Origin of the sequence: Anaerosporomusa subterranea (genome assembly GCF_001611555.1) — a bacterium.
GTDB lineage: Bacteria > Bacillota > Negativicutes > Sporomusales > Acetonemataceae > Anaerosporomusa > Anaerosporomusa subterranea.
Window position 1 is genome coordinate 335,554 of record NZ_LSGP01000025.1, and the last position, 26,643, is coordinate 362,196.

The window sequence follows — 26,643 nt, forward strand, 5'->3', positions numbered from 1 at the left end:
GGTTATACTTTTATCGTATTTTTATTCGCCTTGTCGGAAACATTTTCCTTCATAGCAATAAGAAAAAAGCGCCGACAAACTGTCGACGCTTCAGAAGCTTACTTATACATGGTGAAGACACTACGTCCTGGATGCCAACCTTCCTCTCCAATAAAGATCTCGCTAGGGTCAATCCGCTTTCCGTCCATATAGAGATCAAATTTCACCTTGCTGCCGCCGATTGTACGGAAGGTAATCCCATCAACATCACGGCCTGAATTATTAAAGCGGAATTTAATCGTATCACGGTCATGATCAATCTTTATACTATCTTGCCTATTCGGTCGATTGTGATTGTACATGCGGGCAAAGGGGGTTTTCGCACTATTCTCCAAGTCTACCGCTTTCACTTCGAACCGATCTCCATCTGTAGTGATGGTACCGGTAAAGACATGACGTTGCCCATTAGTCGTGGAAGTCCATAAATGGAAACCATTTTGATCACGCCAGATAAAATAGCCTTGACTTCGCCCTTGACGGAAACTATCCGGCCTCTCGTCAATTTTTGGCCCCCATGCGAAGGCAGATGTACTGAAGGCAACTAGCGTAAAGGCTAAAACCAAAAATGCGGTAATCTTTCTCATCATCAATTCCTCCTAACTATTTCTGATGCCAGAATACAGTAATCCTATGACAAAATTATGACAGTATGCATATTTTCGGCAAATCCGGGTTCTTCTCCCACTCTTGTTATCAGTAGTTGTCTCTAGCCTACAGCCTATGCTATAGTTAAAGGGTGCGTGTTTTTGAAACACGCTTTATTATGCGGGCTTCAAACCGCTTGTCAGGAGTGAATTCTTATGGCCATTTTTAAAACTCAAGGTGTCTGCGCTACTGATATTATTTTTCAAGTAGAAAACGGAACAGTAAAACAGCTCGAATTTATCGGCGGCTGCCCAGGTAACTTAGCCGCTATTGCGAAGCTTGTGCAAGGAATGCCGGTTGCCGACGTGATTAGCAAATTGCGGGGAATTCAATGCGGCGAAAGCGACACCTCGTGCGTGGATCAACTGGCGATTGCACTTTCAGAGTTTGAGAAGAAGTAAGAAAAAACGCCCGGAGGGGCGCTTAAAGTAATCTATTGATATTAATAGGTTTATTTGATACAAGTAACTACATTTTTCTTTCTAGGGGCGGCAGCCGGTACTGCGCCTTTCCGATAACCGAGCGCTACCGAGTATAATGGGCTATACCCTTCCGGTATGCCAAGAAGTTCATTATACGTTGATCCGCTTTCACTACTAAAAACAAAAAGACCAAAATTAATCCAACAAGCAGCCAAGCCAAGAGATTCAGCCGCAAGTAAGATGTTCTGCGTTGCAGCAGCACAATCAGCAGGCGTCCAAAGGCTTTCATCACCGCAAACCAGGATCACGGTCGGTGCATTATAAAATGCATGAAAGTCTTTATTATTAGCCATTTTTCTAATAAATTCCACTTCATGATTTTTTGCAACTTCCTTGGATGCATTGCTTAATTCGTTAATCAGCTCTTCTTTTTGGATAGCAATAAACTGCCATGGTTGAGATCCGGCAGTAGGCGCGTACTGAGCGGCTTCCAAAACAGCCTGCAATTCATTATCTGTAATTTGCTTGTCGCTGAAACTCCTAACGCTTCTACGGCTTTTGATTGCTTTTAGAATGTCATTCATTATTTATTCAACCTCCCTTAATACTCACCCTATACCAATCATTCCCGTTTCTTCTTTCTGTATAACTTTCGCCGCAAGGTAATGTTTTCCTGTCAACAATGGTAAACAAGAAAACCCGCGCACGGTTTTTGAGAAACGAAAAAACGGTTCTTTAGCCGGCGAAAACGGTTAAAGCGGGCGCGCAGCGCCTTTCGCGTTTTCGTGGCAACGTACTATTGTAATGTGATCGTCGCATTAACCGCAATTCGGTGCCCTCCAATCGGCAAAAAAAAGCCCCGCTTTTCAGCGGGATTTTTTATTGCTTGTTCTGCCTGTCAAAAGCCGTAAGCCATTTTCTGTTCTAGGAATCATTTCTCTGACAGCAGACGAGCTGCTGTCCCCTCCGTCCGTTCGGTTTCCTTTCGGAGGGCTCCCCTACACACTGGGTTTCTTCCTCGTGGAGTTTACCTTTGCACCAGGCCGTCGCCGACCTGTATCGTTTCTGTGGCACTTTATAGCTACTGGCGACTACGTGAGCCGCTTTTGCCGTCGTCGGGAGATATCTCCCGCCCTGTCTTGCGACAGGCACGAACACTACAGCCATCGCAGGCTGTGGAAGTATGGACTTTCCTCAACAGACCGAGTACCGTATCAACCCTAATCCTGTATATTCTGGCGGTAAATTTTCCGCAATGCGGCGTTGTCGTCAATCGGCATACTGTCGGTATGCCTCATTCCTCCGCCTTGCCTTCCAAAAAATCTCCTCGCCACTCTACTTACAGTTTTAGGGTTGACACGGTACTAGTCTACCGCGATTCCCCGCTTTTGACAGGTGACAAGCAAGTGTTTAACAGAACTAAATTCTAGCACGCTTAACGCAGCTTGTAAAGTGGCAATATTTACTCATAACGCAGGGCAACGATCGGATCAAGCAGCGCGGCTTTCCGAGCTGGATAGATGCCGAAAAACATGCCGATAGCCACGGAAAATGCAAAAGCGGCAACAATCGCCAGCGGTGAAATGACCGTATTCCAGCCAGCTATTGAAGCGATAACGGCAGATGAACCCACACCTAAGGCGATGCCGATCACCCCCCCCAGCACGCCAATCACCACAGCCTCAATCAGAAACTGCATGAGGATGTTTTGGTATCTAGCGCCAAGGGCCTTGCGGATACCGATTTCCCGAGTTCGCTCAGTTACCGAAACCAGCATGATGTTCATAATACCGATCCCGCCGACCAGCAGGGAAATGGCGGCAATAAAGCCGAGCAGCAGGGTAATGGTGTCTGTAGTTGTGGCTGCTGTTTCCATGACACTAACCATATTGCGAACGGTAAAGTCGTCTCCTTGGTCGTTGGTGAGTCCATGACGGGCCCGCAAAAGCGCCGCTACCTCTGCCTGCACCCCATAGATAACCTCTTCACTGGCTGCTTGGATGCTAATCATCTGCACATACGTGATCCCCATCAGTCGTTCCTGAGCGGTGGTAATGGGGATAAGAATGACATCATCCTGGTCGCCGCCGCCTGCCGACTGTCCCTTACTAGCTAACACACCAATGACGCGAAAAGGCGATTTGTCGATACGAATGGTCTGCCCTACCGGATTCGCATCACCGAACAGACTTTGGGCAACCGTAGAACCAATAACAGCTACCCGGTCACGGGCATCCACAGCTTGATTCGTAAAAAAGCTGCCGACATCCACGTTCATGTTGCGAACCTCAAGAAACTCCGGCGTTGTACCCTGAACTTGCGTATTCCAGTTCTGATTGCCTGCTACAATTTGATATTGACGGCTGACAGTGGGCGCCACCGCATTAACGTCAGATACGTCCCGAGCGATGGCTTGAGCATCTTTGATTGTCAGACTGGTATTTGAACCGGCGGCCTGCCGCACGCCTGCGGACTTTACCGCTCCCGGCGACACCATGATCAGATTGCTGCCCAAGCCGGCGATTGAGCTTTGCACTTTATCGCGAACGCCCATGCCGATGGAGATCATGGCGATAACGGCGCCGACACCGATGATAATGCCTAACATCGTCAGCACTGACCGCAGTTTATTACCTAGCAACGCGTTTACCGCGATCGTGACGCTTTCTTTAAACATAATCTCACTCCTCTCCCGTGTCGCGAACCACCAGTCCGTCGCGCACGTGGATCACCCGCTTGGCATATTCAGCGATGTCTGGCTCGTGGGTAACCAGAATGATCGTACGCCCCATAGCATTGAGTCTTTCAAATATCCCCATGACCTCTGTACCTGACTTAGAATCCAAGTTACCGGTTGGTTCGTCAGCCATGATAATGGTTGGGTCATTGACCAAGGCCCGGGCAATCGCTACCCGTTGCCGCTGACCACCTGACAGTTCGTTCGGCAAATGGTCCATCCGGTGATCGAGTCCCACCGCAGCTAAAGATTCCTCTGCCCGGCGCTGCCGTTCTTTCGCGTCAACGCCTGCATAAACCAGCGGTAGAGCCACATTCTGCATCGCCGAAATACGGGGCAGCAGATTGAAGTTTTGAAAGACAAAACCAATTTTCTTGTTTCGGGTCACCGCCAGATCATCGTCACCCAGTGAGGCGACTTCCTGGTCATCAAGCTTATAGGATCCGGTGGTGGGCCGGTCTAAGCAGCCCAAGATATTCATTAATGTTGACTTGCCTGAGCCGGACGGTCCCATGATGGCGGTAAACTCACCATCAAAGATGTTTAGATTAACGCCTGCCAGCGCGTTGACCGTGGTTCCGCCCATTTGATATGTTTTGGTGACATCAGACAGTGCGATTGTCATTTGTAGCCCTCCTTAGCGGCGTCCGCCCATGACGGGCGGGAATCCGCTCGACTGAGTAGCAGCCTTCTGTTTGGACTGTGCTTGGGCTAAAACAATTTGTTCCCCTTCGCTGACGCCGCTGGTTATTTCTACACGGTCTTCGCCGACGAGACCGGTTGTAACTATCATATCCTCAGATTTGCCATTGCGAAAAGCGCTAACATATTGTTGTTGCTTTTGGTTGGTCTTTAAGGCTGCCAAGGGTACTGTCAGCGTATTCTTACTTTCCCCTGCATGAATGGACAAACGGGCTGTCATCGACGGCTTCAACAGATTGCCGGCGTCATTGACGTCGACCGTGACAGTATAGTACACGACATTTTGAGTAGTATTAGCTTTTTGAGAAACCCTGGAAATAATACCATTGAAGGTCTTTCCCGGGTAGGTATCGACCGTAAAGGACACCGTCTGGCCAACAGCGACTTTGCCGATATCGGATTCGTCAACCTGGGCCTCGATTTGCATCTTTGACATATCAGCTATTGTCAGAATAACCATCGGGTTAGATATGCCTTGCGCTACCATCTGCCCTGCCGGCAGTGGCTTACCAATGACAACACCGTCAATCGGAGAGGTGATGACAGATTCATTCAACTGGGAAACCACCTCATCATAATTAGCTTGAGCGACATTATACTCCATGCGGGAGTTGTCAAGCTGCTGCTCAGATACAGCACCGATCGAATGAAGGCGGTTATTGCGTTCAAAGTTTACTGCTGTATTGTTCAGTTTTTCTCTGGCTTGCGTCACTTGGGCCTTGAGTCTAGTATCGTCGAGGACAACTAGCACTTGACCAATTTTTACCTGTTCATTTTCTTTTATCCTGACTTCCTTTAATTGCCCAGTAATCTTAGAACTAATATCGACTTGGTTAACCGGCTGGATCGTGCCGGTAGCAGACACGATCGATATGATATCACCGCGTTCAACTTTCGTGAGTTTCGGCGTCACAGCTGCGGCGTTAGCCTGGTTGGCCTGAATATCAATACCTACTTTTACTACCACAATCGCAACAATGCCGATGATTAACCATTTCTTATTTCTCATAAGTTTTTGCCATAGAGCTTTCACAGTTGTCCCTCCTACTGAACCATATTTCCGACAGCTTTATCGAGCTTTGCCTTGCTCACATTAAAGTCATAAAGTGCTTGAATCCGATTAGTGCGAGCTTGCGTTAACGCTAGTTGCGCATCAATCACATCCAGGTTCGTCCCTACGCCAGCGCGGTATTTTTCTTGAGCGATAAACATGTCTTCCTGCGCTTTTTGGCTGGCGACGTCAGTTGTTTGGATGCGCTTTTCTCCTTCCAGCATATTCAGATAAGCTTGACGGACTTCAAGCGCAACGCTATCACTGACTTGCTTTGCCTGTTCTTTCGCCTTGACCAGCGAAGCATCCGCTTGACGGACTTTCGATTTGGTCAAACCAGCGTCAAATATATTCCAGTTGGCTGACACGCCAGCAGACCAGTTCCCATTATCAGGCACGACATCATTCCAGCCTTTAGAAGCTGACAGCGATACTGTCGGTGAATTGCCGCTCTCTGCAATGGCAACTCCTTGTTCAGCAATGCGAACATTCGCTTCAGACTGTGTAATATCAGGACGGTTTTTTCGGGCTAGAACTAAACTTTCATCTAAACTGATAGTCGATTTTTCATAACCAAAGTCATCTTTTAACACGACCTCTGTCTCTGACGTGCGATCCATGATGTTTAGAAGTGTGGCCACTGCCACGTCATAACCGTTCTCAGATTTAATTAGATTTTGTTCAGCATTGGCTAGCTCGACTTCAGACCGCAATACATCCGACTTAGCGACAACACCGACCTTAAACTTCTCCTCAACAATTTGCAAATGCTGCTTAAAATTGTTGACAGTTTCTTGATTCACATTTACCATGTTTTGCGCTTGCAGTACATTAAAATAAGCGGTGGTCACATCAAGTTTAAGCTGCTGCTTGGCCTTTTGAATGCCTAATTCTGAGACCAGTACGCCTTCCTTCGCTTGCTCAACTTGCCGGTCTGTGCGACCGCCATTATACAATTGCCAGTTCATCCGTAGACTATTATTCAGACTGCCATCACTGCCTGCCTGAGATTCAGCCCAGTTGTAACTACTGCCTAGTGAAAGTGTTGGCAGTTTACCAGTCTGTGCTTCGTTGACTCCCCATTCTGATCGTTCTTTATCTGCCTGCGCAATTGTAATGCTGGCATTCTCCTTAAGCGCTATCGCGATGCTGTCACTTAGAGTCAATTCAAGCGGTGCTGCAAACAAGGACGCCTGATTTATCAACATCAGCCCAGCGGCAAAAACTGCAATTTTACGTTTCAATATCTTAGTTATCATGTCAAAATCCTCCTCACACGAATATGGGACTACTGCAACTGTATTGTAGCGTTAGATTTTTTGATTATCTTTTGAAAAAAAATTAAAAACCGCCTTGTGGCGGTCTTGGGAAGGAGAGGCACGTTAAGCGCAGATACGCAGATGGTTCCCGCAGAGGGCTACAATGTCTTTTGATGAGACAAAAAGTCACCCTGATGTCTTCGGTAGCCTGAACACCTGTGCTAAGCATTCGCCTGCGCAGAGGTTAAGCTGTAGCATCGGAGCGTGATGCTTAACCTTGGCTGGCCATTTTGGGATCTACTGCGGCAGAGTCACTTGAATTTTTGTACCAATTCCGAACTCACTGTCCACTCTGATCTTCCCGTCGTGGGCCTCGACGATCCATTTAGCAATCGCCAGACCAAGCCCCGTACCGCCGGATTCACGATTACGCGCTTTATCGCCCCGATAGAAACGGTCAAAGATATGCGGTAAGTCATCTTCTGGAATACCACAGCCAGTATCGCAAACGGTTAGAATCACATTATTGGATTTTTGGAAACAACTTATCTCAACCGTTCCGGAGGTTGTATACTTAATCGCATTATCCAGGATGATGATGCAAAGCTGATGAATACGCTCTCGGTCGGCGGTTAAACAGACGTCACTTGGCATCATTAACTTGATCAAGATAGCTTTCATTTCCGCTATCGGCTGGAATTGTTCGATGACTAATTCGAGTATCTCCCTCAGAGTGAAATTTGTCAGACTCAGCCCTGCCTGATTGGCGTCAGCTCTAGCCAAGGTTAACAGTGAGGAAACCAATTTGTTCATCCTCATGGATTCACGAATCACATTAGTGATCCGAATGCCTTCCTCTTCAACCGTATGGTTGGGGTGACGCAGCGTCAACTCTGCATTACTTTTAATGATAGCTAGCGGCGTACGCAATTCGTGAGATGCATCAGCCACAAATTGCTGCTGCTTTTCCCAAGCGATTCGGACTGGCGAAAGTGCGCGACGGGCAAGATAATAGCCAGCGAGCACGATGACTATTGCCCCGCCGATCAAACTGGTCAGCAAAATGAGCAACAGACGTTTTAGCAATGCGACTTCAGAGTCGACGATACTGATGGCGATCACGTCCTGTACGGTCACCGGATCTGTCCCAGACCGGCTGTATATCACCTCTTCGTGCCGATAAGGAGTAGCGTATAGCCGATACGTATGCGGCCCTTGTTGACGGCCGACGATTTTCCCGGACTCAGCATATTGGGCTAGTTCATTAAACCTGTCGGAATCTTCAATAAAGCTTGCATAAAAATTAATCATTCGCCCGTCTACGCCCCTTAGCAGTAAGAAAACTCGGGGTTCAAACACAGCTGCTTTGTTAATTGCTAATGAAGGACGCCCATTGCGTATCTGAAAGGCGTCCGCTTTCAGTCGCATCGCATCATCCACCTGATCAAACAAGCGATAAGACACATACCCGTAAATATTCGCGCCAAATAAAATGAATAGCGCAACAAATACCATGGAGTTGGTCGCTGTCAATCGGATCAACGTCTTACGAAACATGTTTACTTCTCCCTTAGGATGAATCCTGCGCCGCGAACGGTTCGCAATAACGCATCTTTGCAATGCGGCGTCAATTTTTTCCGCAGATAATGAACATATAAATCCACATTGCCGATTGTGGTTTCTGAGGCAAAGCCCCAGATGCGGTCGTAAATTTGCTCGCGCGTCAGTATTTGATCATGGTTAAGCAGCAAAAACTCGAGAAGTTCATATTCTTTTGCCGTTAACTGAAGCGGCTGACCATTCACAAACCCTTCCTTGGCTTTCGAGTCTAGAACAATGTCTGCAAAAGCCAAGCCTGTCTCCTTGCCGCCGCTATTGCCGCGCCGCAGAAGCGCTTTAACCCGTGCCAAAAACTCTGGCAATGCGAAGGGTTTAACTAGGTAATCATCAGCGCCAATATTCAACCCCCGCACTCGGTCTTGCACACTATCCCTGGCTGTTAGAATTAAAATTGGTGTGGCAATTCCCTGTTCCCTTACAGCTTTGACCACTTCGAATCCACTCATTCCGGGCAGCATGATGTCCAATATCAGCAAGTCATAGATTCCTTGCTCAGCCATGAATAACCCGTCATCCCCAGCCGACGCTTCATCAACAAGGAATGCTTCATCTTGCAAAAGTGCGACCACAGCCTCTCGCAGCATGGAGTCATCTTCTACAACCAGTATTCGCATCCAGCCGCCTCCTGTGTGTTTTCGTTCTTTATTAGTAAGATACCCACAAAGCAGAAAAAACTGCCGCGGTAGTCTGAACTAAAAACAACCCCGCTTTCAAGCCAAACGACCTGTAAGCGGGGTTCTCTGGTCACAGAAAATGTTTCTATCTAATTATTCTCATCTTGCTGCCGGGTGATGTCGCTTTTTTCCGACCAAACTACCCGTGCTTGTACTGACTTTGACGTAGCAGAGGAGTCGGAGACGCTCTCAATAACTCCATTCTTACTGTCTGCCACTATGCTGCTTTTACCGGCCAGACTACCAACAGTACTCTCATTCTTGACATTACCAATATTGTAAGAGATCTAAATAAAAAGTAACGAACAAAATCCGAATCCGTTTGAAGTTAGTTCTCCCAGCCAACAGGCTGAGTTACCTGACGCCCCTTCTCAATAAACAGGAATTGGTCGCCTAGTGCCTTGGCTTCTTCTGGATCATGAGTGACCAAAATGAAGGGGATCTTCCATATTGACTGCATTGTCCGCAGTTCGGCCTGAAGCTCGCACCGTGTATCTTTATCCAATGCTGATAATGGTTCGTCAAGCAATAGGATGTTCGGCTGTGCCATTAGAGCGCGGGCAAGTGCAACCCTCTGTCTCTCGCCGCCTGACAACTTATCGATAAGCCGTGAAGCAAGAGTCTCTATTTTCAACAGATCCATCAATTTTCCATATAATTCATCAGCCTTTTCGTTGCTCCCCTTAACACCATACCAAATGTTTTTTTCTACATTCATATGCGGAAACAGCGCATACTCCTGAAACATATAGCCGACACGGCGGTGTTGCGGTGCCAGAAATGTTTTGGTGACAGAGCAGAAAAAAAGTTGATCACAATAACTAATTGTACCTTGATCTGGCTTGATCAGTCCGGCAATCGAGCGCAAAATAGTCGTCTTGCCCGCACCTGAAGGACCGAATAACACCAGTATATTATTCTCAACCGAAAAGCGCACATCTAACGTAAAATCTACTAATCTTTTCTTGATATCAACGTTAAGCATCAGTGCACCCCTTCGCGGCTAAGCCTTTGTTACGCGATTTAGACCATATGTTAAGCCATAGGATTAGCGAAAACGTCAACAAACTGATGAGTAAAACATAGATGCCGGCTGTAGTCAAATCATTCGATTCGGCCGCGAAGTAGATGGCAAGTGGGATGGTCTGTGTTTTGCCTGGAATATTGCCAGCCACCATGATGGTCGCGCCGAATTCGCCTAACGCCCGGGAAAAGGAGAGAACCAAACCGGCAATCAAGCCTGGCCAGGCAAGCGGAATGGTTATCGTCCAAAAAACCCTCCATTCACTGGCGCCTAAAGTCCTGGCCGCATCTTCCAATTTGTTATCCACGGCTTGAAAGGCCGCTTTGGCGCTTTGGTACATCAGTGGAAAAGCCACAACCGTTCCTGCCAGGACAGCAGCAAAAGGAGTGAATATGATTTGAACAGCAAATAAATCGGTTAACAACCGACCAATTGGCCCTTGTTTACCGATGAGCAGCAGCAGCAAGAATCCTGTAACGACCGGTGGCAGAACCAAGGGCAACGTAAACAGAGCTTCCAGAGCCGCCTTTCCTGTGAATTCATATCGTCGCATCAAATACGCGCTTGACACGCCTAAAATAGAGACGATAGCAAGTGAAAACAATGCTACCTTAATTGAAAGAATCACCGGTTGCCATTCAACCATCGAATCACCTGCTTTCCTATTTGCTCATGACAAAGCCATTCTTCTCAAAGATCGCCTTGCTCTCTGCGCCGAACAGGTAAGCGACGAACTCGTTAGCAGCTTTTGATTGTTTAGCACCGGATAGCACCGCGATAGGGTAAACGATAGGTTGATGGCTTCCTTCAGGAGCAGTCGCCGCAATTCTTACTTTTTGGCTGGATGCCGCATCTGTTTTATAAACAATGCCTGCCTCTACGTTACCCGTCTCCGTGTAAGCCAGTACGGTGCGAACATCTTTTGCATATACGACTTTATCTTTTAACTTATCCCACACGTCCAGTTTCAGCAAAACCTGTTGAGCATACTGCCCTGCTGGCACTACCTTCGGTTCACCAAGAGCAATTTTTTGTATCCCTGCTTGCGTTAATCCCTCAAAGTTAACATTCTCTAGCTTAGATGTCGACGGAACAATGAGCACTAGTTTGTTCTCCACAAGATTCTTTCGTGTAGCCTTGTTGATAAGATTGCTCTTCTCCAAATCGTCCATTTGCTTAGGAGCGGCGGAAATATAAATATCAGCAGGAGCGCCTTGCTCAATTTGCTTCTGCAACGAGCCTGAGGCGCCAAAATTATATAGCAGTTTTACATGAGGATTCTTAGATTGATAATTTTTCTGGATTTCAGTCAACGCATCTTTCAAACTGACAGCAGCGGATATGTGTATCTCTACCAGCTGCTGCTTGCTCGGAGAGCTACCTTTGCTACCTCCGCAACCAATAAGTGTGATCACAAGTATAAAAAGCAGTAGACAGACTGTTATAATCCTTGGCCTCACATTTAATCGCTCCTCTTCATTGGCTGCTCCAAGCGAGATAGTCAACCATAACTAAATACATCTGGTGTTATTATATAACAAAAAATGACCTCGCGGTCAAGTGCCGCAAAGCTTGGTGGAGAAAAGCGCCATCGAACTGCTGACCTATTGAATGATATTCAATTAATGGCACCCCCGCTTGGATTAATTGTGAGCTAGCGTTCGCCTCCCCTTCGGTAGCCCAGTTTAATCTTCCTTATTTGTTCCCTATTTGAAAACTGATTTAAATAGCCTATATCTACTAACTTAATAATAATTTAACTTACCTGTCATATGTATGTCGGACGTTATGTCAGAAACATGCTGAATAATTTTACCATTTATCTATTAGAGCTAACTAAAATAAAAAAGCCGCAGCCATACGGCCAGCGGCAATTAATAGTTAGAAGTGCAATCGTAACAGCAGAATATCCTGAACAAACGAACGATGATGACTAATACGAGCCAGGTTAAATCACATTCTGAGTCGAAACATCCACAGCCAAAGCGCATGGGTATACCTCCCAAGTAAATAACTGATTAATGTAATTTATGATAGGCAGATAAAAACTGTCCCTAACCAATAAGCCGCTCCCGAAGGAGCGGCAATCAAGGAGAAAATCAAATATAGTTACCACGCAACAGCGCGCCAGCGCAGCCGATAGTCCATTTCGCGGCCATTCGTGCCTATGTCAACACCAATACGGTTGAACTGCAAGCCGATACCGGAATACTTGCCGACGAATAAATCAATACCACCTGTCTTAGTTCGGTCAATAATCTGTGGCTTAACCTCCAGATTGATGCCGATCTCAGACGACTGCAATAGACTGACTTTCCCCTGCTCAAGCTTCTGTTTCTCGCCCTGCAGTAACCCGAATTCATACGGCTTACCGTTCAGCTTAACGTTGACGGTCGGCTGTTTTATTTCGGCCTGGACGTCGGTTTTCTCAATTTGTCCGGTTGCAGGGTCGGCCTCTTTAGGCACGTACACAACCTCGGTCGCTGTCACCGTTTTGACGACCTCTTTAATCTCCGCCGGTCGCTCGATGACACGCTCCGTATAGTGGTGCTGCGTCAGCGCCGGGGCCAGCCAGTAAACCCCGGCCGCCACGCCAACCACCAAGCAGGCGACGCAGAGGCTAGCTACAATCTGCCATCTCATAGCCAGCCCAGCAGCTTAGCAGCTCCTACTAAGGCGAGCGCCGCAATGCCGAGACCAAGCCAAACCTGCGGCTTTGTAAATCCGTGTTTCGCGGATTTGGCTTCAACCCAATTATCTACTTTATGACCAGCTTTATCGATTTTATCAGTTACTTTCCTATTCATGCAAATCACTCCTCTACATAATTAGTCTATGCTACCAACGCAGCCACGGTATCTCTTATCTGTGGCAACATCCCATACAAAACATCTCCTGGGCAGGCTGTCGGTGTCGGCGTATCACGGTGACCGATGATAGCTGTCGTTGGGTCGATGTCGTATTCATCGCATAGATCAGCCAACAGCGCTACCAATGATTCTATCTGTGCTGATGTTGGTTCACTGCTTGTAAACTCGCCACCGACATGGACGCCAACGGTATCTGTGTTTCTTCCATAGGCATGGCTGCCGACGGCCCACTTCGGCCGGCCGCATTCGACGGTACCGTCTTTCCGAATAATATAGTGATAGCCGCAGCCATTCCAACCGTTTTGTTTATGCCAGTCGTGGATTGTCGCCGCATCCGGATCCAGATCGGCCCCGGTGTGGTGGATGACGATGGCGTTGGTCTCCTCTCTGGGGGTAAGTTGGTTAAAATCCAGGCCGGTTTCTATTACAGATACTCTTCCCATGAGTTAGCCCTCCTTTATCTGCCAGACGGGCTATCGATCAGCCGCTCCTGCTTCTTGCTCAGCATCGCGATGAGGGCCCCATCTCTACCAGCCCATATCTCGCAGGTTCTCCAGGATGCACCTCGCCTCGATGAGCGTACGTAGGCGCGTGCTAACTCGATTGCCGATTTACTAATTGTTTAACCGAAAAAGAAAAACTGTTCGCGCTGGTTAGCAACGATAAGCATTACAATATACCATATGATTTTTTGCAAGCCTTCGCGCATACCCCGCTAGATATTGCGTCGGCTGTCCAGGCCTCCCATAATCCGCCGCACCGACGTGATATAGCTGCCCATTTCGTAATCCAGTCCAGCACGACCAAGGCGCATAGAGTAACCAATCCCGAAAAAGCAAAAAGACAGGCATCAAAGCCTATCTTTTCTATATGGACTATATTGAACTGCATCCTCAGTTAATAAAGGGAAAAGCCGGCCGTTTGGGCAGGCACGAAATACGGTCAACCAGATAACTCTTTTTTCTAGTCAAGCATTTCTATTGATTCGGATTTGAGTCACTTCGCAACCGGTAATTTCGATTTCCTTATTTCTGTTCATGGCAGATTTCCGGCGTTGGCGAATGTATGTTGAGATGCTTAACTTATGACATGCGGGTTTCACGATAGTCATCCTTTCTAATGATAGTTTGCTATTATTTATATTATATAAAAGATAAGCCCCTCAGTCGATGGAAGGTGTAGGAATCTAATTTCTCGGTAAGGAATCAACCCTAATTTCTTTCGATGCTTCCTTCTCGATTCTAGTAAATGATACCCTTACATATGCAATTCTCATTTACTCCGTTCTTCCTTAGTGGCAACAGGACATGCCATTCAGGCATACTGCATATGTGGCCGAAATATCAACCATGTATTTTGGCATTTTGGGATATTTTCAGAACTCACTTACTGGGTTTGTGGCATCGGTCTGCAGTATCCGTTTTGTATAGGTTTTCGAACTAAAAGGCCCTTATTGCTTGCATTTGCAGGAGAATAATATCAATTCACGAAGATAAATAAAAGTCTACTAGAAAATCTTGTACATCAGAATAAAAGGATGATTAAATGAAATATACAGGGAGAATAACCGGCTTAACAATTACGATAATGGCTATTATAGCGATAAGGATATATGCTTATATTTATTTAAACTATTCATTTAGCCATCCACCTATTGTTGGCGTTATTGGTTTATTCATTGCTTTTTGGATTGGTAAACAATATGACAAAGTAAAATTCTATTCAGAAAGAGATAGTTTGACAGGTCTTTATAACCGAAGATTTGTTGATAATCTTTTTTCGCCTCTTTTGGCTCAAATGGATAGAAGAAATGAAAAATTAAGTATATCTATTTGGGATTGTGATAATTTCAAGGCTATAAATGACAGATATGGTCATAAAAAAGGGGATTTGGTGTTACAAGAATTTTCAGCTTTACTTTTAACTAGTACAAGAAAAAGTGATATAGTTGCTAGATGGGGTGGTGATGAATTTTTGATTATTGCTCCTTATGCGGATGAAGAAGATATGAAACTAATCGTAAATCGATTTAAAAATAGACTACATGATTTATCTGAAAAATTGCAAATAGACATTTCTGTTTCAAGTGGATATGCAATCTATCCTAGCGATGCAAAAACAATAGACGGCTTAATCAATATTGCAGACAGTAAGATGTATGATCTTAAAAATCGTCGAGGCATTGTTGACATTACAAATAATAATTTTATTTAAATTTTAACAGCTCCAAATTTTGATTTTACTGGCCTTGTGATAAAAACAGGCCATTTCGTCTTTTATGGAGCATTCATTAGTACGTATACTTGTCAAGAGAATATAAGCAAATGTAAAATCACTGTACCAATCCTAAATACTGTACTTTTACTGTACAAAAGCAAAAAGCCTGTGAGGTAAAAACCTCGCAGGCCTTATGTTTCCTGGTGGAGATAAGCGAGATCGAACCGCTGAGCTCTTGAATGCGAAGTGGCGTCTTGTCCGGCAAGCTCTTTTCATACCGAGCCGGATGCAAGCTTTTGGCCAGCTCATGCTGGCAAAATACCAGTGTCGTCGTTCCTGTCTCCATCTCCGCGTAGTGCCCGCTTTCATGGATAAACCGGAGAGTAAGACCGAAGGCCTTTTCATAAAAAGAAACCGAGCGCTGGACATCCGTTACATACAGGTTGGCATAGGACAGTTTCATGGAATCTTCTCCCTAAGGCAATCTGATACTGAGCCATGTTGCAAACACCTCCGGTACAGAATGTCGTCTAGCAACTCCATTCTACCGGGTTTTGGATCATGGTTCCCTATTGTACACAATTATACGGACTTAACTCCTCCACGATCAAATAATATGTTTAAACTAAAAGGAATTAATTGTATAATATAGAAAGTATTGTAATGGTCTGAATATTCATTTTTTATGATGGATAAGAATGATTGTTACAATTCGCCGCAATGGGTAAAATATGAAGCCACCATGACGCAAGCGTACAAATTTCGCTGGAAACGAGGTGGGCATAATGGCAAAACGTCGCTGTGAAAATCCAGACACGTCGTAAAACAAACCCGTAATGTCCAGTTGCCTTTCGCGTGAAATCCAGAGACACCAGAGATTTGACTTTACAGTATAGGGAGGGATAAGTGGTATGAAAACTGATGAAAGTTTTGAAACAAAGACTTATCACAAGGTTGATCTGCGGCTAATTCCGTTTCTCTTTCTATGTTATATCCTTGCGTATCTTGACCGGGTAAACGTGGGTTTCGCAAAACTACAGATGCTTAAGGATCTATCGCTGAGCGACGCGGCTTTTGCAGCGGGTGCCGGCATTTTCTTCATTGGGTATTTCTTCTTTGAAGTTCCCAGCAACATTCTATTGAAGAAATTCGGGGCACGCATGTGGATTGCGAGAATCATGGTCACATGGGGCATTGTTTCTGCCTGCATGGTGTTTGTGTATGACGAATGGTCTTTCTACGTCATGCGGTTTATCCTGGGCATCGCAGAAGCCGGATTCTTTCCGGGAGTCATTTTTTATCTTACACTGTGGTATCCTTCCAGGCTCCGAGCCACTCGAACCGCATGGTTTGTATCGGCTATCGCCGTTTCCGGGGTCATTGGCAACCCCATATCCGGCTGGATCATGGATTTGTTTTCAGGCGCAATGGGGCTGGCGGGATGGCAATGGTTATTTATTGTTGAAGGCATTCCTTCCATTATCGTTGGATTTTGGGTTATATATTATCTAGACAGCAGCATTGAAGAATCAAAATGGCTTACTGCCGAAGAGAAAGCCATGCTTGCCAAGAATATTGTAGCGGAAGACAAGCATAAAACTGAACATAAGCTGATGGATGCCTTCAAAAGCGGGAAAGTTTGGGTGCTATGCGCCATTTATTTCACGCTGATGATCGGCCTGTACGGAATTGCTTTCTGGTTACCCACGATTGTTAAGGCCTTTGGCATACAAGGCTATTTTGGGGTTGGCGTGATTACGGCAATACCTTATGGCGTAGCCGTTATCGGAATGATTCTTTTAAGTCGTCATTCAGATAAAACGGGAGAGCGTCGACTACATTATGTTTACAATGTTACTGCAGGAGCTGCCGGTTTGGTTCTGAGCGGGGTGTTCGCTTCGAATCCTGTTCTGGCCATAATATTTTTGTCGATCAGCACACTTGGGGTTATTGGGTCCATGCCGCTGTTTTGGCCGTTACCGTCCGCATTCCTGGCTGGAACGGCAGCAGCAGCCGGTATTGGCATTGTGAACTCGGTAGGCAATTTAGGAGGCTATTTCGGGCCCAATATCCCGGTATGGGCAAAACTTGTTTCTTCCGACCCCTCCGCGGCGTTGTATATCATCGCGGGAATTCTAATGGTTGGAGCGGGCTTGACCTATTTCTATATTCCGGAGACGCTGCGTGTCAGGGTGGGTGAGGCCCCGGTGACGTCAAGCGCCAAGGCGGGTGCTGGTAAGAATTAACGAATACGTTTTTTACATGAGGAATATTTTACATGCTATCCCAGCGATTAAATTAGTGTTTCCTTAGCACTAAGGCAGCAAGAAAATTCCTCATACCATCTCACCTCACCATAGTAAAATATCATCTCGCCCAAGAAGGGGAATCAGCGTCATAAACTGCTAATTCCCCTTCTCTTTTTTCCAGCGTCGTCCCTATGATACCGAAGGGTCATTCACTCACTTTTCGGGACAAAGTGGACAGTCCCGGATTGTCACTGCTTTGAGTGAAGCTGGAGAAGCGGAGAAGACTGCCGCGCTGCGCTCGCAGTGACATAGACCTGGTGCGCCGTTCCGTGTCATTACGAGCCCGTTGGCCGAGGCAATCTTCCCATTTTCATTTTCTTTGGCCTTACCAGTCTCGCGTTCCGAAGACCAGAATGACCGACATTAATCAGTAACAATAAATAAAAAACCTACATCAAAAATTCGATGTAACTGGTAGTCGCTAAATCTACCGCACAGCATGGCATATCCTCAATTGTCGTATAATTGTCGTCAAACGCCATTTTGGAAACAAAAAAAGGACCAAAAAGTCCTTTCATTTGCTGGTCGGAGCGGCGAGATTCGAACTAACGCACTCATTGCAATGCTTTCCATCTTGTCTCCATACGTTTTGGGCATCATTTTGGGCATCAAAACCAAAAGGCTTGCAAGGTAAAAACCTCGCAAACCTTATGCTTCCTGGTGGAGATAAGCGGGATCGAACCGCTGACCTCTTGAATGCCATTCAAGCGCTCTCCCAGCTGAGCTATACCCCCATAGGTACCGGCGAAAACCGGACAATCATTATTATATATAAGAGGGCATAGAATGTCAACTACCTTGATCCTCTCAATGCCAACTTTTTTATGCAAACATAACAGTATCGCTTATCAACATATACTAGGATAAAGGCTAAGCCGAAAAGGAGTGATTTACTTGTCACAGTCATTAGCAGATCTATTCGCATCCGAGACCGTGAAAAATAAGCCTCGCAAACCCCATCCGGCTGAAACTGCTTCAATGCAGCAAGATATTCCGCTCGCGTATCCGGCAGCGGAAACTGTTTCTGATGTTATCCCCCCTGATGAAGGAAAACCCACGTGATGGTTGTACCAAAAATTGAGTGAAATCCGCTTCAAGACTAAGCCATGTTAGCAGACGAGTTGCTATCTGCAGCCAACATGTTTTCAAATTAATCGGACTTGATTCGGCAACACTATCACCAGGAGGTGATAGTGTTGGAAAAGAAACAAGATTTGACTTCGTTCCTAGCAGAATACGGGCCAGGCAATCCAGAACCTCAGCAATTTAAGGATTCATCAAAAAGCTCTCGCGATGACCTCAGCGCGTTGCAGGCAGCGGAGGAATACATTGAAGGCAAAGCAGAACAGTAATGCAAAGGGCGAATGGCGCTAATCATCGATTACGATGACGCACTATTCGCCCTTTTGCTATTGTTGACTTTCCTGATTGCACAGTTGCGTCCAGCCGTCTTTCTGCTCTACTTTTCCCTCTTTCATCAATCGACCTAACGCCCGCTTGAATGCAGCTTTGCTAATACCAAATTTTGCTTTAATGATTTCCGGCGAAGTCTCATCCGTATAGGGCATTCTTCCTCTGGCAGCCATAGCGTCCAAGAGTTTGGCTGAGTCCAGGTCCATCGCATTTTCTTTTACCGGGCGCATGGAAACATTGATTCGTCCATCTTCACGAACAAAGGTCACACGCACGGTTAGCTCTTCGCCGACTTTTGGCCGGCTCGTCATTTCGTCATTATGTAAAAACGCCAGCCAGCGCTCCTTGGTCAGTAAAAAGGCCCCAAACTCAGACATATTGTAGATAGAAGCAGTCACTTCATCGCCAACCTTAACACCTTCAGCCGGCTTAGCTACCCGCTGCATTTCTGCATCAACATCCATACTAACAGCCATTCTACCTGACTTATCGCGATACAGTTTTGCCCAGATTGTCTCACCGGTTTTCACACTGCCACGCATTTCAGCAAACGGCAAAAACACACCGCGTTCAGCGCCAATATCGACAAAGGCGCCATCACGGGTCGTATTGATTACCTTAACCCGGGCAATCTGGCCTTCTTGCATTTTAGGTAAATTCATACTGGCGGTTAAGCGGTCTTTCGGATCTAAATACAAATACACGGCTACTTCGTCGCCAATCGCAATTTCCCGCGTCTGCTGCGCTTTATGCAACAGGATATCCTCGCTGGTTTTGCCTGTGCCTGCGTCAAGGAAAACGCCAAGTTCAGAAGAGCGCACAGCGCGCAAAGTCACTACATTGCCGGCCTGCAGTTTCTTTTCGGGGTCCATCATCAGACCTCAAAATGGCGGACTTTTGCGTCGCCCCATAAGCGTTCCAAATTGTAGAACTCACGGTCTTCCTCAACGAAAATATGAGCTACCGCGACACCGTAATCAAGCAGTATCCAGCGTGAGTCGCGGAAACCTTCTTTGCGCAGCAATTCCACGCCAGCCTCGGCAAGCTTGTCTTCGATATTATCGGCAATTGCTTGCGCTTGGATAACTGATCCCGCGCTTGCGACAACAAAATAATCGGTGACAGGCGATAAATTAGCCATGTCTAAAATAGCGATATCGCGAGCTTTTTTATCTCCGGCAGCCTGGGCAATCATTTCAGCTATCTTTTCTAGGTTTTCTGTCATAGTAACCTCCCGCAGCCAAGTAGTTTTGGTCTGCACTATTATTTTTACACGGATACGCCGTGTTATGCGCTAAAACAAATATGTAAGCGCCCCAGCAAGCGCCGGGGCTTGAAAAAAATTCATTTAGTTAAGGAATGGAACTCGAGAGTCAGATGAGGAATTGCCGACGGTTGCCGATGCTTTGTCTGTAAACAGTCGCTGGACCAGACGCCGGGTCTCTTTTTGGTCTGGCACCCAGTAGCTCAGTCCATCGATATCGGCAAAGTTTCCTGGCAACATTTCGGTCTTAAAACCGTCGGTTTGCATGCCTTTCATCGTATTCACCAACTTGAGCATGGTGAACAGGGACATATCGGTAGTGACATATTGATTAATGGTGCCAACAAGAGACGGCACTTTCAGAATTGTTCCTACCTGCAGTACTTCCTCAGACAGAGCTTTTAAAAATCGCTGCTGACGTTGCACCCGCCCAATGTCGCCGAGCTCATCATGGCGAAACCGTACATATTGTCCGGCTTTTTCCCCGTCAAGATGCTGATAGCCTTTGGTTAACTCTATCGTCAAATTGGCATAGGGATCTTGATATTTCATGTTATCCTCAACATACAAGTCTACTCCGCCAAGAATGTCGACGACTTTGATAAAACCCTGCCAATCTACAGCGGTATAGTAGCTGATAGGGATACCTAGCAGATTCTCCACAGTTTGCGTTGCCAAGTCGGCTCCGCCATAGGCGTAGGCATGAGTGATCTTATCCAGCCCTTGATGGCCGGGAATAGCGACGCGAGTATCCCGCGGAATGGACAGCAAGTTAGCTGTGCCATCTTTCGGATTAATGCTGGCGACGATCATCGTGTCAGACCGCCTCGCTGATGATCCGGGATTCTCATTGTCTGGTTCATCTACTCCCAATAATAAGATATTCACACGATTTTTCAGTGTATCATCTGTTTTAAGCACTGCGTTAGATGTAGCGGAACCGCCATTTTTAGCAGTGTTGAAGTAATCAGAATACAGATAAACCATGGCCCCGGTGAAAGCGGTGACGGTAACGAAGAATAGCATGACCAGTAAAAAAACTCGCTGCCAACGAATACGGTAATGGGCGCGCGGTTCCTTTTTCTTCATAAAAACGTCCCCCTCTCCTCTAACTTTGCAGGGAGCACGGGATCGTGCTCAATTGTCGCGCTGAAGTAGCAGCTCATTTCTCCCTTCCACAGTAGCCGGATGAATCAGTCCGCCACGGCTGATAATATATTGGATACTATGGTCATATGACTCAATCATGGCAGCGGCTAAATTGGTCTGCGCCAGTGAACGCAGCTTGTCCACGCCGGGGAAACTCCGAGTGGGTTCAATATAATCAGCCAAATAAACGATCACAGAAAGCTGACCCAAATTCGGTCCGCCTACTGTATGGGCGGCGATCGCAGCAATAATTTCCGGATCAGTTATGCCATAAATGGTTTGCGCTAAACGCGCGCCAATTGGTGCATGCAACAATGCCAATTCCCTGCGTTCGATGCTACCCATCACTATACCAAAGGACTGAGCTGTATGCAATAGGGTATTCCTGGGCATCTCGCGGGCGCAGTCATGCAAAAGGCCTGCAAGTCTCGCCTTTTCCACATCACCACTGTGACGTTCTGCCAACTGAACAGCCGTTTCACTAACACCGACAGAATGCTCGAAGCGGCGAGCAGAAAGCCGATGTTTGAGAGTTTGTTTGATTTGTTGAAAGGTCATGGCTTTCACCTGCCCTGCTCTTACTATTGGACAAAATTGTACCATATTTGCGGGCATTGATAAAGACCTATCTGCGTTGTTAGGACCATAAACTCATTGCTAGCATACCGTATCATACGCGTCACTGCTGAGCCTGCGGTGCTGCCTAGTGATGTATTTTGTTTTCCTGCATCAGATAGTCGCTAGTCTCATAGGCAACAACCTCTGGTCTTTCTGGACGCCGTCGGAAGAGGATTTAAAATTTTAAAGCCTCTTCCATTTGGAAGAGGCTGAGGCCTTTAGCTTTGCCGAGGTTTTGCCTCGTTGACTACGAGTTGACGTCCACCAAAGTCTTTGCCGTTCATGCCGGAGATCATCTTTTCGACATCAGGGTCATCAACTTCGACAAAACCAAAGCCTCGAGATCGACCGGTTTCTTTGTCGGTGATAATCCGGCTGGAGTGAACCGTACCAAATTCGCGAAAAGCGTCTGCGAGTGAAGTATCGGTTGTTGACCATGGCAGATTGCCGACATATAAGGTTGCCGCCATTCAGTAATTCACCTCTTCTTTTTGAGTCAGGACTACATTCACATTATTTGCGAAACCTGATTATTTATTCTGCCCAACACCTGGAAGCAGGTTCATTGCTCTGTGTACAATTGTTCCTTTTTGATATATTCTGCCACGCTTTCCGGGACTAAATAGCGGATGGACAGACCCTGCCGTAATCGCTCACGAATCTGGGTGGCAGAAATATCTAGTTGCGGGGTATTAACACGAAGAACTCGGTTGCGTCCTTTTTCGCCAAGGCGGGCAATAATCGGGTCAATCGCTTCAAGTGCTCCTGGTCGACTGGCGGCGGCAAACCAGCATAAGTCTAGAAGCGTATCTAGGTCTTTCCAGGTTAGTAAATCTCTGATAGCATCCGCGCCGGTAATACAGAACAGTTCTGTGTTAGGCCCATACTCGTTTAAGAGCCTACGTACAGTATCAATCGTATACGATGGGCCAGACCGTTCAATTTCCATTGGTAAAACCGCAAAATGTGGATTTGACGCTGTAGCCATCACGGTCATTAAATAGCGGTGTACGGCTGGAGTGATAATCTGGCCTTGCTTATGCGGCGGCGAACCGGCTGGTATGAACAGCACTTTATCCAAGTGAAAATCAGTCCGCACAATTTCGGCTGTGATTAAATGGCCGATGTGGATGGGGTCAAACGTTCCACCCATAATGCCTAGCCGTTGTTTTTGCATATCCATCTTTATCGTCTCCAGATCGTATTCTTTTACTTGTAGACCAAATCAAGTAATAACTTAATTACCCACATTACCGCGATGAGAAACAACAGCGCCCGCAGTCGGTCAACAATATCAAAACGCGTTTTTTCTTCGTTCAGCCAAGCTCTGAGATTTTGCCAAAAGCTGTATTTACTCATAGCGTAACGCCTCAATCGGATCAAGTAGGGCGGCTTTGCGTGCCGGATAAAGACCGAAGAACAAGCCGATAAGCACTGAAAACCCAAAGGCGGCGACTATTGACCAAAGTGATATTACTGTATTCCAATTCGCCACAGCGGAAATAACGTATGAAGCGCCAATTCCCAGTGCTATGCCGATAAGCCCCCCGGTCACGCCAATGACGACCGCTTCGATGAGAAATTGCAGTAGAATGTTGGCATAGGTTGCTCCAATAGCCTTGCGTATACCGATTTCACGGGTCCGCTCGGTTACAGAAACCAGCATGATATTCATAATTCCAATCCCGCCGACTAATAAAGAAATGGCTGCAATATTACCAAGCAGCAGGGTGATCGTTTTTGTCGTTTCTTCCGCTGTTGCCATGACCGCAGCCAGATTTCTGACCGTGAAGTTATCGGCTGCGCCTAACGAAATCCGATGACGAGCCCGCAGCAAAGCGCTAATATCCTCTTGCACCTGGTCGATCACATCTGCACTTGCCGCCTGGACGCTGATATTATGTAGATGTGTAATGCCCATCATGCGTTCTTGCGCAGTAGTAATCGGTATGATTGCCAAATCATCCTGGTCCTGACCGCCCGCGGACTGACCTTTGGATTCTAATACGCCGATCACGCGAAACGGCGCTTTATTAATCCGGATAGTCTGGCCGATCGGGTCAACATCGTTAAATAGATTATCTGCCGTCGTTTTGCCCAATACAGCGACTCTCGCTCGCGTATTCAGATCTTGCGTGGAAAAGGAAACTCCGCTTCCCACATTGAAGTTGCGAATCTCTAGAAACTCTGGTGTAGTCCCCTGAATGTTAGTGTACCAGTTCTTGTTATTGAAAACCAACTGATATTGACGGCTAACACTAGGCGCCACCAGACTGATGCCTGGCACTTCTTTGGCAATCGCCTGGGCGTCTTTAGGCGTCAGCGTAGTACTTGAGCCAGCAGCCATTCTCACGCCAGAGGGGGAGGTTGCGCCTGGCATAACGATCAACAAATTACTGCCAAGGCTAGCAATAGAATTTTGCACTTTTTGCCGCACACCCATGCCTAGTGACACCATGGCAATGACAGCGCCCACGCCGATAATAATGCCGAGCATGGTGAGCACAGAACGCAGTTTATTAGCGCGCAGACCTTCCAGCGCGATCACAACGCTTTCCCAGAACATCAGAGCGCCTCCTTCCATTCATCACGCACAATTAGGCCATCCCGTACATGAATGACCCGTCTGGCATAGGCGGCAATATCCGGCTCATGCGTGACCAGGATAATCGTCCTGCCTTGTCGATTAAGTTCAATAAATGTAGCCATAATCTCATCACCTGATTTGGTGTCAAGATTACCTGTCGGCTCATCAGCCATGATGATAGTTGGTGAGTTCACAAGCGCGCGGGCGATAGCCACCCGTTGCCGTTGACCACCAGACAACTCACTCGGTTTGTGATGCATACGGTCGCCAAGTCCGACAAGCTGTAGCGCCTCTGTTGCTAGGTCTTGGCGCGCAGCTTTTTCCACTCCGGCGTATATGAGAGGCAAGGCGACATTTTGATGAGCTGACATCCGCGGCAGCAGGTTAAAATTTTGAAAGACGAAGCCGATTTTCTTATTGCGGGTAACCGCCAATTGATCATCACTTAAGGCAGCGACTTCCTGACCATCTAACTGGTATGATCCGGCGGTTGGTCGGTCTAGGCAGCCGAGGATATTCATCAACGTTGACTTCCCTGAGCCTGATGGTCCCATAATCGCAGTGAACTCGCCCGCCTTCACAGACAGTGATACGCCTGCCAAAGCGTTAACGACTGTATCTCCCATCTGGTAGACTTTCGTTACGTCGGTCAAGTGCAAGCTCATAAGAAGCTCCCCTTTCTACCGGCTCATCATCCGCATCGGGTTTGGTCCTCCCTGTTGCTGCCCCTGTTGTTTAGACTGCGGTAAAATGATTTGGTCCCCTTCTTTAATCCCTTTTACGATCTCAATTTTATCATCACTAGCCAAACCGGTAGTTACGGTCACATTTTGCGGTTGGCCGTTTTTCAACACTTGCACATAACGCTGACCTTTAGCTTCTTTTACTGCCTGAAGTGGCACAATCAAGGCATTCTTGCTCTCACCGGCGTTCACCGATACCCTGGCTGTCATGGTTGGTTTTAACAAGCCTTGCGCCGAATCAACATCAATGATCACAGGATAATAAACTACATTCTGCTGAATTTTTGCTTTGTGGGAAACGCTGGCGACCTCGCCGCTAAAGGATTTGTCCGGATAAGTGTCGACAGTAAAGCTAACCTTTTGGCCGACTAAAATTTTACCAATATCTGACTCATCAATTTGGGCTTCGATCTGCATCTTAGACATATCTGCAATCGTCAAGAGCACCATCGGCGTTGAGATACCCGGGGAAACCGTTTGCCCTGCCGGGATCGGCTTGCCGATGACAGTTCCAGTAATAGGAGCTAGGATCGTTGTGTCAGCCAGTTGACTAGCCGCTTCAGTATGCGAAGCCTGAGCAACATTGTACTCCATGCGGGCGGCATCCAACTGTTGTTTGGCAATGGCGCCAATAGTATTCAACTGTTTCATTCGCTCAAAATTTGCCGTTGCATTAGCCAGCTTCGCCTCCGCTTGCGCGACTTGGGCGCTGAGACGGGTAGCGTCGAGGATAACCAACACCTGCCCGGCTATGACGAGGTCATTTTCATTAACACGAACTTCTTTAATCAAACCAGTGACCTTAGAGCTAACATCTACACTGTTCACCGGTTCAATCGTTCCGGTCGCAGAAACAATAGCGAAAATATCGCCCTTTTCAACAGTGGCAAGCCGTATCGCGGTTGCTGGCTTATTCTGCGTCTGGTAAAAATCCATGCCAAACTTACCGGACACCAATACAATGACCAGCACAATCAGCCACATCTTATATCTCAATATTTTCTGCAGCATAGAAAGAACCTCCTAGCCTATGTTCACACTCTCATTCTACGATGGTTTTGACTAATTAGTCAATTATGGAAGTGGTGAAATGCGTGGTAAATTGCGGTTGCAAAGCAGGGAAGATCGCCACGCCACTCCATTCCTCGCGATGACAACTCAAAGGATATGCCTTTTATTTCATATCAGTCGCCAATGAAAGGCACAAAAGAAGACTGCTCCGTTCCTTGCAGTAACATTCGGGTCTGTCATTGCGAGCGCAGCAAAGCAATCTCCATCCTTTTAATCCAGTCTCTCTTTC

At 46.7% G+C, this 26,643-nt stretch carries 30 protein-coding genes, 1 tRNA gene and 1 other RNA gene; 5 read left to right on the forward strand and 27 right to left on the reverse strand.

The window, feature by feature from the left end; all coding sequences use genetic code 11:
- Positions 1 to 98 precede the first annotated feature (98 nt).
- Entirely contained in the window at positions 99 to 626 is a 528-nt protein-coding gene (locus tag AXX12_RS16485; RefSeq protein WP_156478704.1) for a hypothetical protein, read from the reverse strand.
- Between the two features lie 213 nt (positions 627 to 839).
- On the opposite strand from AXX12_RS16485, the gene AXX12_RS16490 reads away from it, so the two are divergent.
- Positions 840 to 1,085, forward strand: a complete 246-nt coding sequence (locus AXX12_RS16490; RefSeq protein WP_066245091.1) for a TIGR03905 family TSCPD domain-containing protein — start codon at positions 840 to 842, stop codon at positions 1,083 to 1,085.
- A gap of 50 nt (positions 1,086 to 1,135) precedes the next feature.
- On the opposite strand, the gene AXX12_RS16495 is transcribed toward AXX12_RS16490, so the two are convergent.
- From AXX12_RS16495 to AXX12_RS16555, 14 genes are all read right to left on the reverse strand, one after another.
- A complete protein-coding gene (locus AXX12_RS16495) occupies positions 1,136 to 1,690 on the reverse strand; it encodes a nitroreductase family protein (RefSeq protein WP_066245093.1) in 555 nt (184 codons plus the stop codon).
- A 319-nt stretch (positions 1,691 to 2,009) separates the two neighbouring features.
- An RNA gene (gene rnpB, locus AXX12_RS16500) (RNase P RNA component class B) lies at positions 2,010 to 2,331 on the reverse strand.
- 237 nt (positions 2,332 to 2,568) lie between these two features.
- Positions 2,569 to 3,783, reverse strand: a complete 1,215-nt coding sequence (locus tag AXX12_RS16505) for an ABC transporter permease (RefSeq protein WP_066245094.1) — start codon at positions 3,781 to 3,783, stop codon at positions 2,569 to 2,571.
- A 4-nt stretch (positions 3,784 to 3,787) separates the two neighbouring features.
- Positions 3,788 to 4,468, reverse strand: coding sequence for an ABC transporter ATP-binding protein (locus AXX12_RS16510; RefSeq protein WP_066245096.1), 681 nt, complete (start codon positions 4,466 to 4,468; stop codon positions 3,788 to 3,790).
- A gap of 12 nt (positions 4,469 to 4,480) precedes the next feature.
- Positions 4,481 to 5,554 (reverse strand): efflux RND transporter periplasmic adaptor subunit, encoded by a 1,074-nt coding sequence (locus AXX12_RS16515; RefSeq protein ID WP_066245253.1) that lies wholly within the window; start codon positions 5,552 to 5,554, stop codon positions 4,481 to 4,483.
- Positions 5,555 to 5,589: 35 nt separating this feature from the next.
- The gene (locus tag AXX12_RS16520; protein ID WP_066245097.1) at positions 5,590 to 6,855 is read right to left on the reverse strand and encodes a TolC family protein; all 1,266 of its coding nucleotides are present in this window, start codon (positions 6,853 to 6,855) and stop codon (positions 5,590 to 5,592) included.
- Positions 6,856 to 7,152: 297 nt separating this feature from the next.
- Positions 7,153 to 8,412, reverse strand: a complete 1,260-nt coding sequence (locus AXX12_RS16525) for a sensor histidine kinase (protein ID WP_066245099.1) — start codon at positions 8,410 to 8,412, stop codon at positions 7,153 to 7,155.
- Between the two features lie 2 nt (positions 8,413 to 8,414).
- Complete coding sequence (locus AXX12_RS16530) at positions 8,415 to 9,089, reverse strand: response regulator transcription factor (RefSeq protein ID WP_066245101.1); 675 nt, start codon at positions 9,087 to 9,089, stop codon at positions 8,415 to 8,417.
- 388 nt (positions 9,090 to 9,477) lie between these two features.
- Positions 9,478 to 10,134: an ATP-binding cassette domain-containing protein gene (locus AXX12_RS16535; RefSeq protein WP_066245104.1), complete on the reverse strand. Its 657-nt coding sequence runs from the start codon at positions 10,132 to 10,134 to the stop codon at positions 9,478 to 9,480.
- On the reverse strand, positions 10,127 to 10,819 hold the full coding sequence (gene modB / locus AXX12_RS16540) for a molybdate ABC transporter permease subunit (RefSeq protein ID WP_066245106.1): 693 nt from the start codon (positions 10,817 to 10,819) through the stop codon (positions 10,127 to 10,129). The genes AXX12_RS16535 and modB overlap by 8 nt, the downstream gene beginning before the upstream one ends.
- Before the next feature lie 16 nt (positions 10,820 to 10,835).
- Entirely contained in the window at positions 10,836 to 11,633 is a 798-nt protein-coding gene (gene modA, locus AXX12_RS16545; RefSeq protein WP_066245108.1) for a molybdate ABC transporter substrate-binding protein, read from the reverse strand.
- Between the two features lie 649 nt (positions 11,634 to 12,282).
- Complete coding sequence (locus AXX12_RS16550) at positions 12,283 to 12,816, reverse strand: hypothetical protein (RefSeq protein ID WP_066245110.1); 534 nt, start codon at positions 12,814 to 12,816, stop codon at positions 12,283 to 12,285.
- Positions 12,813 to 12,980 (reverse strand): hypothetical protein, encoded by a 168-nt coding sequence (locus AXX12_RS19700; protein ID WP_197470767.1) that lies wholly within the window; start codon positions 12,978 to 12,980, stop codon positions 12,813 to 12,815. Before AXX12_RS19700 ends, AXX12_RS16550 begins: the two co-directional genes overlap by 4 nt.
- A gap of 26 nt (positions 12,981 to 13,006) precedes the next feature.
- Positions 13,007 to 13,486 (reverse strand): N-acetylmuramoyl-L-alanine amidase, encoded by a 480-nt coding sequence (locus AXX12_RS16555; protein WP_066245112.1) that lies wholly within the window; start codon positions 13,484 to 13,486, stop codon positions 13,007 to 13,009.
- Between the two features lie 1,102 nt (positions 13,487 to 14,588).
- Here AXX12_RS16555 and AXX12_RS16560 point away from each other — a divergent pair.
- Positions 14,589 to 15,257, forward strand: coding sequence for a GGDEF domain-containing protein (locus AXX12_RS16560; RefSeq protein WP_066245115.1), 669 nt, complete (start codon positions 14,589 to 14,591; stop codon positions 15,255 to 15,257).
- Positions 15,258 to 15,375: 118 nt separating this feature from the next.
- Here the strand turns inward: AXX12_RS16560 and AXX12_RS16565 are convergent, their stop codons facing one another.
- Entirely contained in the window at positions 15,376 to 15,723 is a 348-nt protein-coding gene (locus AXX12_RS16565) for a VOC family protein (RefSeq protein ID WP_066245116.1), read from the reverse strand.
- 448 nt (positions 15,724 to 16,171) lie between these two features.
- Here AXX12_RS16565 and AXX12_RS16570 point away from each other — a divergent pair, with 448 nt between their 5' ends.
- A complete protein-coding gene (locus AXX12_RS16570; RefSeq protein WP_082816938.1) occupies positions 16,172 to 17,506 on the forward strand; it encodes an MFS transporter in 1,335 nt (444 codons plus the stop codon).
- A gap of 721 nt (positions 17,507 to 18,227) precedes the next feature.
- Here AXX12_RS16570 and AXX12_RS16575 read toward each other — a convergent pair.
- Positions 18,228 to 18,303: transfer RNA gene (locus AXX12_RS16575), tRNA-Ala, on the reverse strand.
- Positions 18,304 to 18,463: 160 nt separating this feature from the next.
- On the opposite strand from AXX12_RS16575, the gene AXX12_RS19475 reads away from it, so the two are divergent.
- Positions 18,464 to 18,631 carry a hypothetical protein gene (locus AXX12_RS19475; RefSeq protein ID WP_156478705.1) on the forward strand — a complete coding sequence of 56 codons (168 nt, stop codon included), beginning with the start codon at positions 18,464 to 18,466 and terminating at the stop codon, positions 18,629 to 18,631.
- Positions 18,632 to 18,765: 134 nt separating this feature from the next.
- Complete coding sequence (locus AXX12_RS19480; RefSeq protein WP_156478706.1) at positions 18,766 to 18,921, forward strand: hypothetical protein; 156 nt, start codon at positions 18,766 to 18,768, stop codon at positions 18,919 to 18,921.
- A 57-nt stretch (positions 18,922 to 18,978) separates the two neighbouring features.
- Here AXX12_RS19480 and AXX12_RS16580 read toward each other — a convergent pair whose 3' ends face one another.
- From AXX12_RS16580 to AXX12_RS16620, 10 genes are all read right to left on the reverse strand, one after another.
- Positions 18,979 to 19,854: a CvfB family protein gene (locus tag AXX12_RS16580; RefSeq protein WP_066245118.1), complete on the reverse strand. Its 876-nt coding sequence runs from the start codon at positions 19,852 to 19,854 to the stop codon at positions 18,979 to 18,981.
- 2 nt (positions 19,855 to 19,856) lie between these two features.
- On the reverse strand, positions 19,857 to 20,207 hold the full coding sequence (rsfS, locus tag AXX12_RS16585; protein WP_066245120.1) for a ribosome silencing factor: 351 nt from the start codon (positions 20,205 to 20,207) through the stop codon (positions 19,857 to 19,859).
- Positions 20,208 to 20,330: 123 nt separating this feature from the next.
- On the reverse strand, positions 20,331 to 21,335 hold the full coding sequence (locus AXX12_RS16590; RefSeq protein WP_066245122.1) for an LCP family protein: 1,005 nt from the start codon (positions 21,333 to 21,335) through the stop codon (positions 20,331 to 20,333).
- A 48-nt stretch (positions 21,336 to 21,383) separates the two neighbouring features.
- Complete coding sequence (yqeK, locus tag AXX12_RS16595) at positions 21,384 to 21,953, reverse strand: bis(5'-nucleosyl)-tetraphosphatase (symmetrical) YqeK (protein WP_066245125.1); 570 nt, start codon at positions 21,951 to 21,953, stop codon at positions 21,384 to 21,386.
- A gap of 278 nt (positions 21,954 to 22,231) precedes the next feature.
- Positions 22,232 to 22,483: an RNA recognition motif domain-containing protein gene (locus tag AXX12_RS16600; RefSeq protein ID WP_066245127.1), complete on the reverse strand. Its 252-nt coding sequence runs from the start codon at positions 22,481 to 22,483 to the stop codon at positions 22,232 to 22,234.
- A 92-nt stretch (positions 22,484 to 22,575) separates the two neighbouring features.
- Positions 22,576 to 23,196, reverse strand: coding sequence for a nicotinate-nucleotide adenylyltransferase (gene nadD, locus AXX12_RS16605; RefSeq protein WP_066245129.1), 621 nt, complete (start codon positions 23,194 to 23,196; stop codon positions 22,576 to 22,578).
- A 26-nt stretch (positions 23,197 to 23,222) separates the two neighbouring features.
- The gene (locus tag AXX12_RS19485; protein WP_156478707.1) at positions 23,223 to 23,372 is read right to left on the reverse strand and encodes a hypothetical protein; all 150 of its coding nucleotides are present in this window, start codon (positions 23,370 to 23,372) and stop codon (positions 23,223 to 23,225) included.
- Positions 23,365 to 24,579 (reverse strand): ABC transporter permease, encoded by a 1,215-nt coding sequence (locus tag AXX12_RS16610; RefSeq protein WP_066245131.1) that lies wholly within the window; start codon positions 24,577 to 24,579, stop codon positions 23,365 to 23,367. The genes AXX12_RS19485 and AXX12_RS16610 overlap by 8 nt, the downstream gene beginning before the upstream one ends.
- Positions 24,579 to 25,265: an ABC transporter ATP-binding protein gene (locus AXX12_RS16615; protein ID WP_066245133.1), complete on the reverse strand. Its 687-nt coding sequence runs from the start codon at positions 25,263 to 25,265 to the stop codon at positions 24,579 to 24,581. The genes AXX12_RS16610 and AXX12_RS16615 overlap by 1 nt, the downstream gene beginning before the upstream one ends.
- Before the next feature lie 15 nt (positions 25,266 to 25,280).
- Positions 25,281 to 26,354: an efflux RND transporter periplasmic adaptor subunit gene (locus AXX12_RS16620; protein WP_066245135.1), complete on the reverse strand. Its 1,074-nt coding sequence runs from the start codon at positions 26,352 to 26,354 to the stop codon at positions 25,281 to 25,283.
- Positions 26,355 to 26,643 lie beyond the last annotated feature (289 nt).

Excerpts from the sequence above, each read along its gene's own strand:
- AXX12_RS16485 (WP_156478704.1), bottom strand. The coding sequence starts at position 626 with ATGATGAGAAAGATTACCGCATTTTTGGTTTTAGCCTTTACGCTAGTT.
- AXX12_RS16490 (WP_066245091.1), top strand. The coding sequence starts at position 840 with ATGGCCATTTTTAAAACTCAAGGTGTCTGCGCTACTGATATTATTTTT.
- AXX12_RS16495 (WP_066245093.1), bottom strand. The coding sequence starts at position 1,690 with ATGAATGACATTCTAAAAGCAATCAAAAGCCGTAGAAGCGTTAGGAGT.
- AXX12_RS16505 (WP_066245094.1), bottom strand. The coding sequence starts at position 3,783 with ATGTTTAAAGAAAGCGTCACGATCGCGGTAAACGCGTTGCTAGGTAAT.
- AXX12_RS16510 (WP_066245096.1), bottom strand. The coding sequence starts at position 4,468 with ATGACAATCGCACTGTCTGATGTCACCAAAACATATCAAATGGGCGGA.
- AXX12_RS16515 (WP_066245253.1), bottom strand. The coding sequence starts at position 5,554 with ATGAGAAATAAGAAATGGTTAATCATCGGCATTGTTGCGATTGTGGTA.
- AXX12_RS16520 (WP_066245097.1), bottom strand. The coding sequence starts at position 6,855 with ATGATAACTAAGATATTGAAACGTAAAATTGCAGTTTTTGCCGCTGGG.
- AXX12_RS16525 (WP_066245099.1), bottom strand. The coding sequence starts at position 8,412 with ATGTTTCGTAAGACGTTGATCCGATTGACAGCGACCAACTCCATGGTA.
- AXX12_RS16530 (WP_066245101.1), bottom strand. The coding sequence starts at position 9,089 with ATGCGAATACTGGTTGTAGAAGATGACTCCATGCTGCGAGAGGCTGTG.
- AXX12_RS16535 (WP_066245104.1), bottom strand. The coding sequence starts at position 10,134 with ATGCTTAACGTTGATATCAAGAAAAGATTAGTAGATTTTACGTTAGAT.
- modB (WP_066245106.1), bottom strand. The coding sequence starts at position 10,819 with ATGGTTGAATGGCAACCGGTGATTCTTTCAATTAAGGTAGCATTGTTT.
- AXX12_RS16550 (WP_066245110.1), bottom strand. The coding sequence starts at position 12,816 with ATGAGATGGCAGATTGTAGCTAGCCTCTGCGTCGCCTGCTTGGTGGTT.
- AXX12_RS19700 (WP_197470767.1), bottom strand. The coding sequence starts at position 12,980 with ATGAATAGGAAAGTAACTGATAAAATCGATAAAGCTGGTCATAAAGTA.
- AXX12_RS16555 (WP_066245112.1), bottom strand. The coding sequence starts at position 13,486 with ATGGGAAGAGTATCTGTAATAGAAACCGGCCTGGATTTTAACCAACTT.
- AXX12_RS16560 (WP_066245115.1), top strand. The coding sequence starts at position 14,589 with ATGAAATATACAGGGAGAATAACCGGCTTAACAATTACGATAATGGCT.
- AXX12_RS16565 (WP_066245116.1), bottom strand. The coding sequence starts at position 15,723 with ATGAAACTGTCCTATGCCAACCTGTATGTAACGGATGTCCAGCGCTCG.
- AXX12_RS16570 (WP_082816938.1), top strand. The coding sequence starts at position 16,172 with ATGAAAACTGATGAAAGTTTTGAAACAAAGACTTATCACAAGGTTGAT.
- AXX12_RS16580 (WP_066245118.1), bottom strand. The coding sequence starts at position 19,854 with ATGGACCCCGAAAAGAAACTGCAGGCCGGCAATGTAGTGACTTTGCGC.
- rsfS (WP_066245120.1), bottom strand. The coding sequence starts at position 20,207 with ATGACAGAAAACCTAGAAAAGATAGCTGAAATGATTGCCCAGGCTGCC.
- AXX12_RS16590 (WP_066245122.1), bottom strand. The coding sequence starts at position 21,335 with ATGAAGAAAAAGGAACCGCGCGCCCATTACCGTATTCGTTGGCAGCGA.
- yqeK (WP_066245125.1), bottom strand. The coding sequence starts at position 21,953 with ATGACCTTTCAACAAATCAAACAAACTCTCAAACATCGGCTTTCTGCT.
- AXX12_RS16600 (WP_066245127.1), bottom strand. The coding sequence starts at position 22,483 with ATGGCGGCAACCTTATATGTCGGCAATCTGCCATGGTCAACAACCGAT.
- nadD (WP_066245129.1), bottom strand. The coding sequence starts at position 23,196 with ATGGATATGCAAAAACAACGGCTAGGCATTATGGGTGGAACGTTTGAC.
- AXX12_RS19485 (WP_156478707.1), bottom strand. The coding sequence starts at position 23,372 with ATGAGTAAATACAGCTTTTGGCAAAATCTCAGAGCTTGGCTGAACGAA.
- AXX12_RS16610 (WP_066245131.1), bottom strand. The coding sequence starts at position 24,579 with ATGTTCTGGGAAAGCGTTGTGATCGCGCTGGAAGGTCTGCGCGCTAAT.
- AXX12_RS16615 (WP_066245133.1), bottom strand. The coding sequence starts at position 25,265 with ATGAGCTTGCACTTGACCGACGTAACGAAAGTCTACCAGATGGGAGAT.
- AXX12_RS16620 (WP_066245135.1), bottom strand. The coding sequence starts at position 26,354 with ATGCTGCAGAAAATATTGAGATATAAGATGTGGCTGATTGTGCTGGTC.